Raw genomic sequence first — 14,577 nt, 5'->3', positions numbered from 1 at the left:
CATTAGTCCTTGAGGAAGGCTTTGAAGCGGAACAGCTCGGTCAGGCGGTAGCCGCGGTAGCGACCCATCGCCAGCATGAAGCCCACCAGAATCATCAGCACCGCCGGGAAGGTGAAGACGAAGTAAATCAGCTCCGGCACGCTCATCAGCAAGTGCGCCAGGGTCGCGGCGAACAGGGTGCCGATGGCCACTTTAAAAGCATGACCGCCACCACGTTCTTCCCAGGTGATCGACAGGCGTTCGATGGTCATGGTCAGAATCACCATCGGGAACAGCGCCACCGACAACCCGCGCTCCAGGCCCAGCTTGTGGCTGAACAGGCTGATTGCGGCAATCAGCACCACGACGAAGGTCAACACCACCGATAGCCGTGGCAGCATTTGCAACTTCAGGTGTTCGAGGTAGGAGCGCAGCGATAGGCCCAGCGCGGTGATCACGGTGAACAGGATGATGCCGAAGCCCAGCTGGGTTTCGCGGAAGGCCAGGGCGATCAGTACCGGGGTAAAGGTACCGAGCGTTTGCAGGCCGCCGAGGTTGCGCAGGATCAGGATCACCAGCACACCGATGGGGATCACCACCATGATCATGAAGGTCTGCTGGGTTTGCAGCGGCAGGCCGTACAGCGAGTACTCGAGGAAATCGGCGTCGGTGTTTTCGTCGGTCAGCTTGGCCAGGCGAATGGCGTTCATTTCGCTGTTGTTCAGACTGAAGCTGACTTGCGCCTGCTTGCCGCCTTCGAGGTTGACCAGGCTGTCGTCGCCGATCCACCAGACCAGGCGGTCGGCAGGCAGGCCTTGTTCGCCGGTTTCCGGGTTGAAGTACAGCCATTTTTCGCCGTTGAAACTGCGTAGCCACAGTTCCGGGCTCTGCTGAATTTCGGCCGCCAGGCGGATGGTGTGCACGCGCTCCATCGGTACGTGGGCGATGGACAGCAGCAGCTCGATGGCCTTGGCTTTATTCGGCGTCGAGGCATCGCCGCCGAGCAGCAGCTTGACGTTATCGTCGCCTGCGTTGTTGACCCGCTTGACGGTTTCGCTGATGAACGTCTCGACGTCCGCCGAGTGTTGGCGGATCGGCGCGAGCAGGGCTTCGGCGGCAATCTTCTCCGCGCCTTCTACCGGGATGCTGTCGCGGAAGATCGGCCCCTTGGCCTTGGCCTGCTCACCGCTGTAGCGCTTGGTCAGCACCAGGCGGTAATAGAGAGTTTGCTTGCCGCTGGCGCGCCGTGCCGACCAGGTAACTTTGCGGTTGCCGTCGGCGCGGTTGATGCTCACGCCGTAGTTATTCGAGATAAAGCTCTCATTCAGGCTGACGTAGTCCTGGTTCAGCGGTGGTACGAACATCTGCAGTTTGACCGGCTCGCGTGGGCTGGCCTGGAACTCGACTCTGGCATCGATATTCCACAGGTCGTCTGTTTCATCTTCGGTCACCGGGATGCCGAGAATGAAAATTTGGTAGGCCGTAATCAGAATGCCCAGGCTCACCAGTAGCGTGATCAGGACTTTCAGATGCAGGTTAAGAGAGCGCATGGGAATTACTCGCCAGGGTTTGCGTCGGTGGCACAGCCAGGTTTCCCTGCTGCGTATTTAAGGCTTGGATCGACCAGGGCACTGAAGCGTTTGAGCGCTTCGGAGCCAATCAACAGCGGGTATTGGAATGCACTACGGTCGGTCAAGTTCACTTCAATCTTGCGCAGGGCTTGGCCCATGCAAATATCCATTTCGATTACCGGGCGCGCGGTATAGGTTTTTTCTTCCTCTGGATCATAGTCGCCAGCGCGTCGTTTGATCTTGCTGATCCGTGCCAGAGGGCGCTCGATGGGGTGTGCATGGGTGCCGTCGATGGCCAGATAGAAACGCACCCAGGTTTCGCCGTCACGCTTGAAACGTTTGATATCACGGGCGCTGAGCGATGCCGTCTTGGCACCGGTATCCAGTTTGGCGGCCACTTCCAGGTCGAGATTATTCAACCGGACGTATTCATTGAGGCCGTAGACAGTCTTATCCGCGGCGAGACTCAAGCCGGGTAAAAAAACGAGGCAAAGCAGCAGAGCGAAGGGCTTGAGTCTCATAAGTCCTAATGTGATGTATCGCAATCGTTGGATCGAAAAGACCAGCGGGCGGGGCGTAAGGGCCTGCTGCACCTGGCGTGGAGTCTAGCAGGCAGGGTGAAACTGCTCGGCCAGGTATAAGTGGCCGGCATTCTAACATGGGGTTTTTCTGCTGTGACAGACGCTTATGGGCGTTTCTGTAAGTAAGGTCAGCAGATTGGTTCGAGAGAGTCCCTTAGTAGATTGTCGACAGTGTTGTGGGATTGTTTGACATTTACAGGCTGTGAGCGTAGTTTTTTGCCAAATAGCCTAAGCAGTGTTGACAATATGTTGGATGCCATTGAGTTGCCTATCACCGCTCAAGAAGATCCGGAGACACTTTCCGAACATGTCTTCCGGCGCATTCAGGCGGCAATCGTCAAAGGTGAAATAGCCCCTGGCAGCAAGATTTCCGAGCCGGAGCTGGCGCGTACCTACGGCATCAGTCGTGGCCCGTTGCGCGAGGCGATTCACCGCCTGGAAGGCCAGCGCCTGCTGGTGCGCATTCCACATGTGGGTGCGCGGGTGGTCTCGCTCAGTCATGCCGAGCTGATCGAACTCTATGAAATCCGCGAGTCGCTGGAAGGTATGGCCTGTCGCCTGGCCGCCGAGCGCATGACCCAGGCGGAAATCGATGAGCTGCGCGCGGTGCTCGACCTGCATGAGCAGGACGCCGCCTTCAAGGCCGGTGTCGGCTATTACCAGCAGGAAGGCGATTTCGACTTTCACTACCGGATCATCCAGGGCAGCGGCAACAAGACCCTGACCCAGATGCTTTGCGGCGAGCTGTACCAACTGGTGCGCATGTATCGCCTGCAGTTCTCCGCCACACCGAACCGGCCGCGCCAGGCGTTCGCCGAACACCACCGCATTCTCGATGCGATTGCCGAGCGTGACGGCGAGTTGGCCGAGTTGTTGATGCGCCGGCATATCGGTGCCTCAAAACGCAATATTGAGCGCCACTACGCCATCAGCATGGGGCAGGGCGCGCACTCCAAGACAGCCAAAACCCGAGGTGAGTCATGAGCTTGAAAAGTCCCGGCCAACGTTTTCGTGATGCCGTCGCCGAAGAGCATCCGCTGCAAGTCATTGGTGCGATCAACGCCAACCATGCCTTGCTGGCCAAACGCGCCGGTTTCAAGGCGATCTACCTGTCCGGCGGCGGCGTGGCGGCGGGCTCCCTGGGCTTGCCGGATTTGGGTATTACCGGCCTGGACGATGTACTGACCGACGTGCGGCGCATTACCGACGTGTGCGACCTGCCGCTGCTGGTGGATGTCGACACCGGTTTCGGGGCCTCGGCGTTCAACGTGGCGCGTACGGTCAAGTCGATGATCAAGTTCGGCGCGGCGGCGATTCATATCGAAGACCAGGTCGGCGCCAAGCGCTGCGGTCACCGCCCTAATAAGGAGATCGTCACCCAGCAGGAGATGGTCGACCGCATCAAGGCCGCCGTCGATGCGCGCACCGACGACAGCTTCGTGATCATGGCGCGCACCGACGCGCTGGCGGTGGAAGGCCTGAACTCGGCGCTGGACCGTGCTGCGGCCTGCATCGAGGCCGGTGCCGACATGATCTTCCCGGAAGCCATCACCGAGCTGGCGATGTACAAGACCTTCGCCGATCGGGTGAAAGCGCCGATCCTGGCCAATATCACCGAGTTCGGCGCCACGCCGCTGTACACCACCGAAGAGCTGGCCTCGGTGGATGTCGGTCTGGTGCTGTACCCGCTGTCGGCCTTCCGCGCCATGAACAAGGCGGCCGAGAATGTCTACATGGCCGTACGCCGTGACGGCACGCAGAAGAACGTGGTCGACACCATGCAAACGCGCATGGAGCTGTACGAGCGCATCAATTACCACGCCTTCGAGCAGAGCCTTGATGCGCTGTTTGCCGCCAAAAAATAACCGGAGCACAGGTCTTAGCCGCCTGTGTATTAAACGGATGAGGAGAGATAAGCGATGAGTGCGACCCCAGAAACCACCCCAGGCTTCAAGCCGAAAAAATCCGTGGCCCTGAGCGGCACTACTGCCGGCAACACCGCGCTGTGCACGGTTGGCCGTACCGGCAACGACTTGCACTACCGTGGCTATGACGTGCTCGACTTTGCCAACCGCTGCGAATTCGAAGAAATCGCCCACCTGCTGGTACACGGCAAGCTGCCGAACGTTGCCGAGTTGGCCGGCTACAAGGCCAAGCTCAAGGCCCTGCGTGGTTTGCCCGCGGCGCTGAAGGCGTCGCTCGAGCAACTGCCGCCGTCTGCTCACCCGATGGATGTGATGCGCACCGCCGTGTCCGTGCTCGGTTGTGTGTCGCCGGAAAAGGACGACCACAACCACCCGGGCGCCCGCGACATCGCCGACAAGCTGATGGCCTCGCTGGGTTCCGCGTTGCTGTACTGGTACCACTTCAGCCACAACGGCAAGCGCATCGACGTGGAAACCGATGACGACTCCATCGGCGGCCACTTCCTGCATTTGCTGCACGGTGAGAAGCCCCGCGAGTCCTGGGTGCGCGCCATGCATACCTCGCTCAACCTGTATGCCGAGCACGAATTCAACGCCTCGACTTTCACCTCGCGGGTGATCGCCGGCACCGGTTCCGACATGTACAGCTGCATTGCCGGCGGCATCGGCGCGTTGCGTGGGCCGAAACACGGCGGTGCCAATGAAGTCGCCTTTGAAATTCAGAAACGCTACGACAACCCGGGCGAGGCCGAGGCCGATATCCGCGCTCGTGTCGAGAAGAAGGAAGTGGTGATCGGTTTCGGCCACCCGGTGTACACCGTGGCTGACCCGCGCAACAAGGTGATCAAGGATGTGGCCCGTGAGCTGTCGGCGGAGCAGGGCAATATGAAGATGTACGACATTGCCGAGCGTCTGGAATCGACCATGTGGGAAATCAAGAAGATGTTCCCCAACCTCGATTGGTTCAGCGCCGTCAGCTACCACATGATGGGCGTGCCCACCGCCATGTTCACCCCGTTGTTCGTCATCGCGCGTACGTCGGGCTGGTCCAGCCACGTCATCGAGCAACGCATCGACGGCAAGATCATCCGCCCAAGCGCCAACTATGTCGGGCCGGAAGATCTCAAGTTTGTGCCGCTCAAGGATCGCCCATGAACAGCCAATACCGTAAATCCCTGCCCGGCACTGCGCTGGACTATTTCGATACCCGCGCCGCCGTCGAGGCCATCGCCCCTGGTGCCTATGAGACGCTGCCTTACACCTCGCGGGTGCTGGCGGAAAACCTGGTGCGCCGCTGTGATCCGGCGACCCTGACGGCGTCGTTGACTCAACTGATCGAGCGCAAGCGCGACCTCGACTTCCCCTGGTTCCCGGCGCGGGTGGTGTGCCACGACATTCTCGGTCAGACCGCGCTGGTCGACCTGGCGGGTCTGCGCGATGCCATCGCCGAGCAGGGTGGCGACCCGGCACAGGTCAACCCGGTGGTGCCGGTGCAACTGATCGTTGACCACTCATTGGCCGTGGAATGCGGTGGTTTTGACCCGCAGGCGTTCGAGAAGAACCGCGCCATCGAAGATCGCCGCAACGAAGACCGTTTTCACTTTATCGACTGGACCAAGCTGGCGTTCAAGAACGTCGACGTGATCCCGCCGGGCAACGGCATCATGCACCAGATCAACCTGGAGAAGATGAGCCCGGTGATCCAGGCCCGCGATGGCGTGGCTTTCCCCGACACTTGCGTCGGCACCGACAGCCACACCCCGCACGTCGATGCGTTGGGCGTGATTGCCATCGGCGTCGGCGGTCTGGAGGCGGAAAACGTCATGCTCGGTCGCGCCTCCTGGATGCGCCTGCCGGACATTATTGGCGTCGAGCTGAGCGGCAAGCTGCAGCCCGGCATCACCGCTACCGATATGGTGTTGGCGCTGACCGAGTTCCTGCGCAAGCAGAAGGTGGTTGGGGCTTATCTGGAGTTCTTTGGTGAAGGCGCAGCAAAGCTGACCCTGGGTGATCGTGCGACCATTTCCAATATGGCGCCGGAATACGGCGCGACGGCGGCGATGTTCTTTATCGACCAGCAGACCATCGATTATTTGAAGCTCACTGGCCGTGAAGACCAGCAGGTGCAACTGGTCGAGACCTACGCCAAGCACACCGGCCTGTGGGCCGACAGCCTGAAAACCGCGCAGTACGAACGCAGCCTGAGCTTCGATCTGTCCAGTGTGGTGCGCAATATGGCCGGGCCGAGCAACCCGCACGCCCGCGTCGCCACCAGCGACCTGGCGGCCAAGGGCATTGCCGGGCAGTGGGACGAGGTGCCGGGGCAGATGCCCGATGGCGCGGTGATCATCGCCGCCATCACCAGCTGCACCAACACCAGTAACCCACGCAACGTGATTGCCGCCGGCCTGCTGGCGCGCAACGCCAATAAGCTCGGCCTGGCGCGCAAGCCCTGGGTCAAGTCGTCCCTGGCACCCGGTTCGAAGACCGTGAAGCTGTATCTGCAGGAAGCCGGCCTGGAGCAGGAGCTGGAGCAGCTGGGTTTCGGTGTGGTGGCCTTCGCCTGCACCACCTGCAACGGCATGTCCGGCGCGCTGGACCCGGTGATTCAGCAGGAAATCATCGACCGCGACCTCTACGCCACCGCCGTATTGAGCGGCAACCGCAACTTCGACGGGCGCATCCATCCCTACGCCAAGCAGGCGTTTCTCGCTTCGCCGCCGCTGGTGGTGGCCTATGCGATTGCCGGCACCATCCGCTTCGATATCGAGAAGGATGTGCTGGGTGTGGTCGATGGCCGCGAAATCCGCCTGAAGGACATCTGGCCATCGGATGAAGAGATCGACGCGGTGGTCAAATCCTCGGTCAAGCCCGAGCAGTTCCGTCAGGTGTATATCCCGATGTTCGACCTCAGTCGCGAAGCCGCGGCCAAGGTCAGCCCGCTATACGACTGGCGCGAGATGAGCACCTACATCCGCCGTCCGCCGTACTGGGAAGGCGCGTTGGCTGGCGAGCGTACGCTCACCGGCATGCGTCCGCTGGCAGTGCTGCCGGACAACATCACTACCGATCACCTGTCGCCGTCCAACGCCATCATGCTCGACAGCGCGGCAGGCGAGTACCTGCACAAAATGGGTCTGCCGGAAGAGGACTTCAACTCCTACGCCACCCACCGTGGCGACCACCTGACCACTCAGCGTGCGACCTTTGCCAACCCCAAGTTGCTCAACGAGATGGTGGTGGTCGACGGCAAGGTCAAGCAGGGCTCCCTGGCGCGCATCGAGCCGGAAGGTACGGTCACGCGCATGTGGGAGGCCATCGAAACCTATATGCAGCGCAAGCAGCCGTTGATCATCGTCGCCGGTGCCGACTACGGCCAAGGCAGCTCCCGCGATTGGGCGGCCAAGGGCGTGCGTCTGGCGGGGGTGGAAGCGATTGCGGCCGAAGGCTTCGAACGCATTCACCGTACCAACCTGATCGGCATGGGCGTGCTGCCTTTGGAGTTCAAACCGGGCACCACGCGCAAAACCCTGGGTATCGACGGCACCGAGACCTTCGATGTGGTTGGTGCGCGCAAGCCGCGCAACGATCTGATCCTGGTGATCAACCGCAAGAACGGTGAGCGCGTCGAAGTGCCGATGACCTGCCGCCTGGACAGCGACGAAGAAGTCTCGATCTACGAAGCTGGCGGCGTGTTGCAGCGCTTTGCTCAGGACTTCCTCGAGGCGACGGTGGCAGTTTAAGCGCACTGTTGTGGGAGGGGCTTTAGCCGCGATTTAGCTTTAAGACGCTCGCGGCTAAAGCCCCTCCTACATGTGCTGTCCTCACATAATTTGGAGTAGACCTTACCCATGCCCCACGCACCTCAGATCAAGATTGCCGCTACCTACATGCGGGGCGGCACCAGCAAGGGCGTGTTCTTCCGCCTGCAGGACCTGCCGCCAAGCTGCCAGGTGCCGGGCGCGGTGCGTGATGCGCTGTTTATGCGGGTGATTGGCAGTCCCGATCCTTATTCCGCGCAGATCGACGGCATGGGCGGGGCGACTTCCAGCACCAGCAAGTGCGTGATCCTCTCGAAAAGCAGCCAGCCGGATCACGACGTCGATTACCTCTACGGTCAGGTGTCGATCGACAAGGCTTTCGTCGACTGGAGCGGTAACTGCGGCAACCTGTCGACTGCGGCAGGAGCCTTTGCCTTGCATGCCGGGCTGGTCGATCCAGCGCGTATTCCACAGAACGGCGTGTGCGTGGTGCGTATCTGGCAGGCGAATATCCAGAAAACCATCATCGCCCATGTGCCGGTGAGCAACGGTCAGGTGCAGGAAACCGGCGATTTCGAGCTCGATGGGGTGACCTTTCCGGCAGCCGAGATCGTGCTGGAGTTTCTCGATCCGTCCGATGACGGCGAGGAGGGTGGTTCGATGTTTCCCACCGGCAATCTGGTCGATGAACTGGAGGTGCCGGGTGTCGGTACCTTCAAGGCGACCATGATCAGCGCCGGTATCCCAACCGTGTTCGTCAATGCCGAAGACATCGGCTACCAGGGCACCGAGTTGCGCGAGCAGATCAACGCTGACCCTGCGCAGCTGGCGCGTTTCGAGCAGATCCGCGTGGCTGGTGCCTTGCGTATGGGGCTGATCAAGACGGCAGACGAAGCGCTCAAACGTCAGCACACGCCAAAGATCGCTTTTGTCGCCAAACCCAGGGATTACCTGTCATCCAGCGGCAAGACGGTGCAGGCAGGCGATGTCGATCTGCTGGTGCGTGCGCTGTCCATGGGCAAGCTGCACCACGCAATGATGGGGACTTGCGCCGTGGCTATCGGCACCGCGGCGGCGATTCCCGGCACGTTAGTCAATCTGGCGGCGGGTGGCAGTGCGCGCGAAGCGGTGCGTTTTGGTCATCCATCCGGCACCTTGCGCGTTGGCGCTCAGGCGGCTCTGGTCGATGGCCAGTGGACGGTGACCAAGGCCATTATGTCGCGCAGCGCGCGAATATTGATGGAAGGCTGGGTGCGCGTGCCGGGCGATATTTTCTAGCGCTTATAAATAACAAAAGGCTCGAAGTGTTCGAGCCTTTTGTTTATGGATCAGGAGCTTGCGCGGATTATTTGAGGCGGCGCTCAACACCTTTTTCCACCAGAATCTTCGCGGAGATCTCTTCCACGGAGAAATAGGTGGAGTTGATAAAGTTGATGTTCTCGCGGCGGAACAGGTTTTCCACCTCGCGCACTTCGAACTCGCACTGGGCGAAGCTGGCGTAGCGGCTATTGGGCTTACGCTCGTGGCGTATAGAAGTGAGGCGATCCGGGTCGATGGTCAGGCCGAATAGCTTGTCCTTGTACTTCTTCAGTGCGCTCGGCAGTTGCAGGCGCTCCATATCGTCTTCGGTCAGCGGGTAGTTGGCGGCGCGAATACCGTATTGCATGGCCATATACAGGCAGGTCGGAGTTTTGCCGCAGCGCGATACGCCGACCAGGATCAGGTCGGCCTTGTCGTAGTAGTGGGTGCGCGCGCCGTCGTCGTTGTCGAGGGCGAAGTTAACCGCCTCGATGCGCTCCATATAGTTGGAGTTGTGCCCGATGGAGTGGGACTTGCCGACCGAGTAGGACGAATGCGACGTCAGTTCCTGTTCCAGCGGGGCGAGGAAGGTCGAGAAGATATCGATCATAAAACCGTCGGACTCGGCCAGGATGTCGCGAATGTCCTGGTTGACGATGGTGTCGAAGATGATCGGCCGTGCGCCGTCTTTCTCTGCGGCGGTGTTGATTTGTTGTACCATTGCGCGCGCTTTTTCCACGCTGTCGATGTAGGGTCGCGTGAGTTTGGTGAAGTCGATGGTTTCAAACTGTGCCAGCAGACTCTGGCCCAGGGTTTCGGCAGTGATGCCGGTGCCATCGGAGATGAAAAAAGCGGTTCGTTTCATTTGCGCCATGGGCCTTAAGCTGAGGACGATTCTTGGCTATCATAGGCCCGCTTTTGCAGGCCCGAACGGGTTGGCATTGTTACTTATTTTCCAGGGCCAGGCCACAATCGCGCGGGCATGTGTACCGCCGAACGTCCCAGCCCTAGGAGCCTGTTCAAGGGTTTGCGAGCAGGTCTTGAACGGTATCTGAGCTTTTCCAACAATCTAGTGGAGAGATCACCTTGGTAGAGTACGTAGTTTCCCTCGATAAGCTCGGCAACCACGATGTCGAGCACGTAGGGGGCAAGAACGCCTCCCTGGGCGAGATGATCAGCAACCTTGCCGGCGCCGGAGTCTCGGTTCCCGGTGGTTTCGCCACTACCGCTCAGGCCTACCGTGACTTCCTCGAGCAGAGCGGTCTGAACGAGCAAATCCACGCCGCCCTCGACGCGTTGGACGTAGACGACGTCAATGCGTTGATGAAAACCGGCGCGCAAATCCGCCAGTGGGTCATGGACGCTCAATTCCCCGCGCGCCTGGATGCTGAAATTCGTACGGCCTTCGCCGCGATGGCCAACGGCAACGACAACATGGCCGTAGCCGTACGCTCGTCGGCTACCGCTGAAGACCTGCCGGACGCCTCGTTTGCCGGTCAGCAGGAAACCTTCCTGAACATTCGCGGCGTGGACAACGTGATCCGCGCGGCCAAGGAAGTCTTCGCCTCGCTGTTTAACGATCGCGCCATCGCCTACCGCGTGCACCAGGGCTTCGACCACAAACTGGTCGCCCTGTCTGCCGGCGTGCAGCGCATGGTGCGTTCGGAAACCGGCACCGCCGGGGTGATGTTCACCCTCGATACCGAATCCGGTTTCCGTGACGTGGTGTTTATCACCGGCGCTTATGGCCTCGGCGAGACCGTGGTGCAGGGCGCGGTCAACCCTGACGAATTCTACGTACACAAGCAGACGCTGGAAGCCGGTCGTCCGGCGATCCTGCGTCGCAACCTGGGCAGCAAAGCGATCAAGATGATCTACGGCGACGAAGCCAAGGCCGGTAAGTCGGTCAAGGTCGTCGACGTGGATCGCGCCGAGCGTGCGCGTTTCTGCCTGAGCGATGCCGAGGTCAGCGAGCTGGCCAAGCAGGCCATGATCATCGAAAAGCACTACCAGCGGCCGATGGACATCGAGTGGGCCAAGGACGGTGACGACGGCAAGCTGTATATCGTCCAGGCTCGCCCGGAAACCGTGAAAAGCCGCACCAACGTCAATGTCATGGAGCGTTACCTGCTCAAGGAAACCGGCACCGTACTGGTCGAGGGGCGAGCGATTGGTCAGAAAATCGGCGCCGGCAAGGTGCGGGTGATCAACGACATCGCCGAGATGGACAAGGTCCAACCAGGCGACGTGTTAGTTTCCGACATGACCGACCCGGACTGGGAACCGGTGATGAAGCGCGCCAGCGCCATCGTCACCAACCGTGGCGGGCGTACCTGTCACGCGGCGATCATCGCCCGTGAGCTGGGTATCCCCGCAGTGGTTGGCTGTGGCAACGCCACCCAGGTATTGAAAGATGGCCAGGGCGTGACTGTCTCCTGTGCCGAGGGCGACACCGGGTTCATCTTCGAAGGCGAACTGGGCTTCGACATCCGCAAGAATTCCGTGGACGCGATGCCGGACCTGCCGTTCAAGATCATGATGAACGTCGGCAACCCGGACCGCGCCTTCGACTTCGCTCAACTGCCCAACGAAGGTGTGGGCCTGGCGCGTCTGGAATTCATCATCAACCGCATGATCGGCGTGCACCCTAAAGCGCTGCTGAACTTCGCCGGCCTGCCGCCGGAGATCAAGGACAGCGTCGAGAAGCGCATCGCCGGTTACGACGACCCAGTCAATTTCTACGTCGAGAAGCTGGTCGAGGGCATCAGTACCCTGGCCGCGGCGTTCTGGCCGAAGAAGGTCATCGTGCGTCTGTCGGACTTCAAGTCCAACGAATACGCCAACCTGATCGGCGGCAAGCTCTACGAGCCGGAAGAAGAGAACCCGATGCTCGGTTTCCGCGGCGCGTCGCGTTATATCAGCGAGTCGTTCCGCGACTGCTTCGAGCTGGAATGCCGCGCACTGAAGAAAGTACGCAACGAAATGGGCCTGACCAACGTCGAGATCATGGTGCCGTTCGTGCGTACCCTCGGCGAAGCCAGCCAGGTGGTCGACCTGTTGGCGCAGAACGGCCTGGCCCGTGGTCAGGATGGCCTGAAAGTCATCATGATGTGCGAGCTGCCGTCCAACGCGATCCTGGCTGAAGAGTTCCTCGAGTTCTTCGACGGTTTCTCCATCGGTTCCAACGACCTGACCCAGCTGACCCTGGGCCTGGATCGGGATTCCGGTATCGTCGCGCACCTGTTCGATGAGCGTAATCCGGCGGTGAAGAAACTGCTGAGCAACGCCATCCAGGCCTGTAACAAGGCCGGCAAGTACATCGGCATCTGCGGTCAGGGTCCGTCGGACCATCCGGATCTGGCGCGCTGGCTGATGGAGCAGGGCATCGAAAGCGTGTCGCTGAACCCGGATTCGGTGCTCGATACCTGGTTCTTCCTGGCCGAGGGGCAGAACGCCTGATCCGCCGTTAACCTTCTTGTTGCAAGGGCAGGTTAATCCTGCCCTTTTTTATGGCTATGTCCCAGTTACGTGTTGCAGGAGCAGTCGCGCTTTTGTGGGAGCGGATTTATCCGCGAAAATCTTTGAAAACTGAAGATCTTTCGCGGCTAAAGCCGCTCCCACGTGACGGCGGTCTGCATCAACAGTTAACGGGTACAGAGTCTTTTTTATGATCTGCCATCCCTGGCGCCATCCTTACAGGCCGTTGCTGATGAGACATGAAAGATTGCTTCCAGCAATTTTTTGTACCAGAGCGAAGATAGATGCAAAGCAGCAGTGAGCTTTTTCCCGTCGCCTTGATCAGCGCGGAATTTCGTGGCGATTTGAGTGAAGACGTCTACCGCCTCAAACCCGGCAACAGCCCGGACTTTAGCGTCGAACTGGCGCTGACGCGTCTTGGCCGTGCCGGCCAGGAAGCCGCGCGCGGTGTGCCGGTGATCCTGTTGCCTGGCAGTTTCTCCAACCGGCGCTTCTGGTACTCGCCCAAAGGTATCGGCCTCGGCCCTTACCTGGCGCGTGCGGGGTTCGATGTGTGGATCGCCGAGATGCGTGGGCATGGGTTGTCGCCGCGCAACCAGGCATACACGCACAACCGGGTCAGCGACTACGTGCGTTACGACTTGCCGGCGATTGCCGATTTCGTGCATGAACAGAACCCGCAACCAGCCCACTGGCTCGGCCATTCGCTAGGCGGTATCACCTTAGCCGGTGCGCTCGGCGGGCAGTACCTCGATCAGGAGCGGATGGCGTCGGTCGCCTTGTTCGGCAGCCAGATCAGCCGCACCTACTGGCCGCTGAAGGTGCCGCCGGTGGAGTGGGGCGGACGCTTGCTGCTCAAGCGCTTCTCCGTGCTGTCCGGCTCGCGGCTCAAGCGCGGCCCGGAAGACGAACCGATCGGCCTGGCTCTGGAAAGCCTGCGTTGGCATGGATTGTTTGGCCGCTTTGGCGATGCCGAGCGCGATTGGTGGGCGGGGCTGGCGCAGGTGCGCGTGCCAGTGATGGCGGTCGCTGCGGTTGGCGATGTGCAGGACCCAGCATGGGCCTGCCGCAAACTGCTCGAGCAGTTCGCCTCGCCGCTCAGCGAATTTCTGTGCCTGGGCAAGAAAAACGGCTTCTCCAGCGATTTTGGCCATGTCGAAATGCTGGTCAGCAAAGAGGCGCAGCGTGAGGTGTGGCCACTGGTTGAACGGTGGTTGCTCAACAGCCCGGTGCTTGCCGCCGCGGCTGAAATGGCCGCTCTTGAGCGTGAGACGGGCATTTCGCCAGAGCGGTCATCCAGCTAAGATGTGACGATAGGCGGCTTTTCGGTCACTTTCTGCGATTGGCGGAGGTGCGCTGTTCGTTGCCCTGGAGCGTTTGCTGAAGCTGGAGACGGCTATCGGCAAGTCTTTCAGGCGCAAGGCCGCAGCATGCTGACGTGTCGGCATCTGATTATCAACGCAACAAAGGAGCTTCTCATGCACTACATCACGCCTGATCTGTGTGACGCCTACCCGGAGTTGGTGCAGGTCGTCGAGCCGATGTTTAGCAATTTTGGCGGTCGCGACTCTTTCGGTGGCGAGATCGTCACGGTGAAGTGTTTCGAGGACAACTCGCTGGTCAAGGAGCAGGTCGAGTTGCCGGGTAAGGGCAAGGTCATGGTGGTCGATGGTGGCGCATCCATGCGCCGCGCACTGCTCGGCGACATGCTCGCGGAAAAAGCGGCGAAGAACGGCTGGGAAGGCATCGTGGTCTATGGCTGCGTGCGGGATGTCGATGTACTCGCGCAAACCAATCTGGGTATTCAGGCGCTGGCCAGCCATCCGATGAAAACCGACAAGCGCGGCATCGGCGACCTGAATGTGCTGGTGACCTTTGGCGGTGTGACCTTCCGCCCCGGTGAATATGTGTATGCCGATAACAACGGCATCATCATTTCGCCAACCGCGTTGAACATGCCGGAATAAGTAACAGAAACGCTTGG

11 protein-coding genes are annotated in these 14,577 nt (G+C 60.4%); 8 read left to right on the top strand and 3 right to left on the bottom strand.

The features are described from left to right. Positions 1–2: 2 nt before the first annotated feature. Both B3M58_RS17430 and B3M58_RS17425 read right to left on the bottom strand, forming a co-directional pair. Entirely contained in the window at positions 3–1,529 is a 1,527-nt protein-coding gene (locus tag B3M58_RS17430; RefSeq protein ID WP_296220999.1) for an inactive transglutaminase family protein, read from the bottom strand. Positions 1,530–1,534: 5 nt separating this feature from the next. Then, complete coding sequence (locus B3M58_RS17425; protein WP_296220997.1) at positions 1,535–2,071, bottom strand: ATP-dependent zinc protease; 537 nt, start codon at positions 2,069–2,071, stop codon at positions 1,535–1,537. Positions 2,072–2,377: 306 nt separating this feature from the next. Here B3M58_RS17425 and B3M58_RS17420 point away from each other — a divergent pair, with 306 nt between their 5' ends. From B3M58_RS17420 to prpF, 5 genes are all read left to right on the top strand, one after another. Continuing rightward, entirely contained in the window at positions 2,378–3,115 is a 738-nt protein-coding gene (locus B3M58_RS17420) for a GntR family transcriptional regulator (protein WP_296220996.1), read from the top strand. Beyond that, the gene (gene prpB / locus B3M58_RS17415) at positions 3,112–3,996 is read left to right on the top strand and encodes a methylisocitrate lyase (RefSeq protein WP_296220995.1); all 885 of its coding nucleotides are present in this window, start codon (positions 3,112–3,114) and stop codon (positions 3,994–3,996) included. Before B3M58_RS17420 ends, prpB begins: the two co-directional genes overlap by 4 nt. 54 nt (positions 3,997–4,050) lie before the next feature. Continuing rightward, positions 4,051–5,211: a bifunctional 2-methylcitrate synthase/citrate synthase gene (gene prpC, locus B3M58_RS17410; RefSeq protein WP_296220994.1), complete on the top strand. Its 1,161-nt coding sequence runs from the start codon at positions 4,051–4,053 to the stop codon at positions 5,209–5,211. Further along, positions 5,208–7,799 carry a Fe/S-dependent 2-methylisocitrate dehydratase AcnD gene (acnD, locus tag B3M58_RS17405; RefSeq protein ID WP_296220992.1) on the top strand — a complete coding sequence of 864 codons (2,592 nt, stop codon included), beginning with the start codon at positions 5,208–5,210 and terminating at the stop codon, positions 7,797–7,799. The genes prpC and acnD overlap by 4 nt, the downstream gene beginning before the upstream one ends. Before the next feature lie 108 nt (positions 7,800–7,907). Next, the gene (gene prpF / locus B3M58_RS17400) at positions 7,908–9,095 is read left to right on the top strand and encodes a 2-methylaconitate cis-trans isomerase PrpF (RefSeq protein ID WP_296220990.1); all 1,188 of its coding nucleotides are present in this window, start codon (positions 7,908–7,910) and stop codon (positions 9,093–9,095) included. 67 nt (positions 9,096–9,162) lie between these two features. On the opposite strand, the gene ppsR is transcribed toward prpF, so the two are convergent. Beyond that, on the bottom strand, positions 9,163–9,981 hold the full coding sequence (ppsR, locus tag B3M58_RS17395) for a posphoenolpyruvate synthetase regulatory kinase/phosphorylase PpsR (RefSeq protein WP_296220988.1): 819 nt from the start codon (positions 9,979–9,981) through the stop codon (positions 9,163–9,165). Positions 9,982–10,202: 221 nt separating this feature from the next. Between ppsR and ppsA the strand changes: the two genes are divergently transcribed. From ppsA to rraA, 3 genes are all read left to right on the top strand, one after another. Beyond that, positions 10,203–12,575, top strand: coding sequence for a phosphoenolpyruvate synthase (gene ppsA, locus B3M58_RS17390; RefSeq protein ID WP_296220987.1), 2,373 nt, complete (start codon positions 10,203–10,205; stop codon positions 12,573–12,575). Positions 12,576–12,877: 302 nt separating this feature from the next. Beyond that, positions 12,878–13,897, top strand: coding sequence for an alpha/beta fold hydrolase (locus tag B3M58_RS17385; RefSeq protein WP_296220985.1), 1,020 nt, complete (start codon positions 12,878–12,880; stop codon positions 13,895–13,897). A gap of 174 nt (positions 13,898–14,071) precedes the next feature. Continuing rightward, on the top strand, positions 14,072–14,560 hold the full coding sequence (gene rraA, locus B3M58_RS17380) for a ribonuclease E activity regulator RraA (RefSeq protein ID WP_296220983.1): 489 nt from the start codon (positions 14,072–14,074) through the stop codon (positions 14,558–14,560). Positions 14,561–14,577: the final 17 nt, after the last annotated feature.

Source organism: Pseudomonas sp. UBA2684 (assembly GCA_002354655.1).
GTDB lineage: Bacteria > Pseudomonadota > Gammaproteobacteria > Pseudomonadales > Pseudomonadaceae > Aquipseudomonas.
This window is presented reverse-complemented; position numbering and strand designations above follow the sequence as displayed.

Excerpts from the sequence above, each read along its gene's own strand:
- prpC (WP_296220994.1), top strand. The coding sequence starts at position 4,051 with ATGAGTGCGACCCCAGAAACCACCCCAGGCTTCAAGCCGAAAAAATCC.
- prpB (WP_296220995.1), top strand. The coding sequence starts at position 3,112 with ATGAGCTTGAAAAGTCCCGGCCAACGTTTTCGTGATGCCGTCGCCGAA.
- acnD (WP_296220992.1), top strand. The coding sequence starts at position 5,208 with ATGAACAGCCAATACCGTAAATCCCTGCCCGGCACTGCGCTGGACTAT.
- B3M58_RS17420 (WP_296220996.1), top strand. The coding sequence starts at position 2,378 with ATGTTGGATGCCATTGAGTTGCCTATCACCGCTCAAGAAGATCCGGAG.
- B3M58_RS17425 (WP_296220997.1), bottom strand. The coding sequence starts at position 2,071 with ATGAGACTCAAGCCCTTCGCTCTGCTGCTTTGCCTCGTTTTTTTACCC.
- B3M58_RS17385 (WP_296220985.1), top strand. The coding sequence starts at position 12,878 with ATGCAAAGCAGCAGTGAGCTTTTTCCCGTCGCCTTGATCAGCGCGGAA.
- B3M58_RS17430 (WP_296220999.1), bottom strand. The coding sequence starts at position 1,529 with ATGCGCTCTCTTAACCTGCATCTGAAAGTCCTGATCACGCTACTGGTG.
- prpF (WP_296220990.1), top strand. The coding sequence starts at position 7,908 with ATGCCCCACGCACCTCAGATCAAGATTGCCGCTACCTACATGCGGGGC.
- ppsR (WP_296220988.1), bottom strand. The coding sequence starts at position 9,981 with ATGAAACGAACCGCTTTTTTCATCTCCGATGGCACCGGCATCACTGCC.
- rraA (WP_296220983.1), top strand. The coding sequence starts at position 14,072 with ATGCACTACATCACGCCTGATCTGTGTGACGCCTACCCGGAGTTGGTG.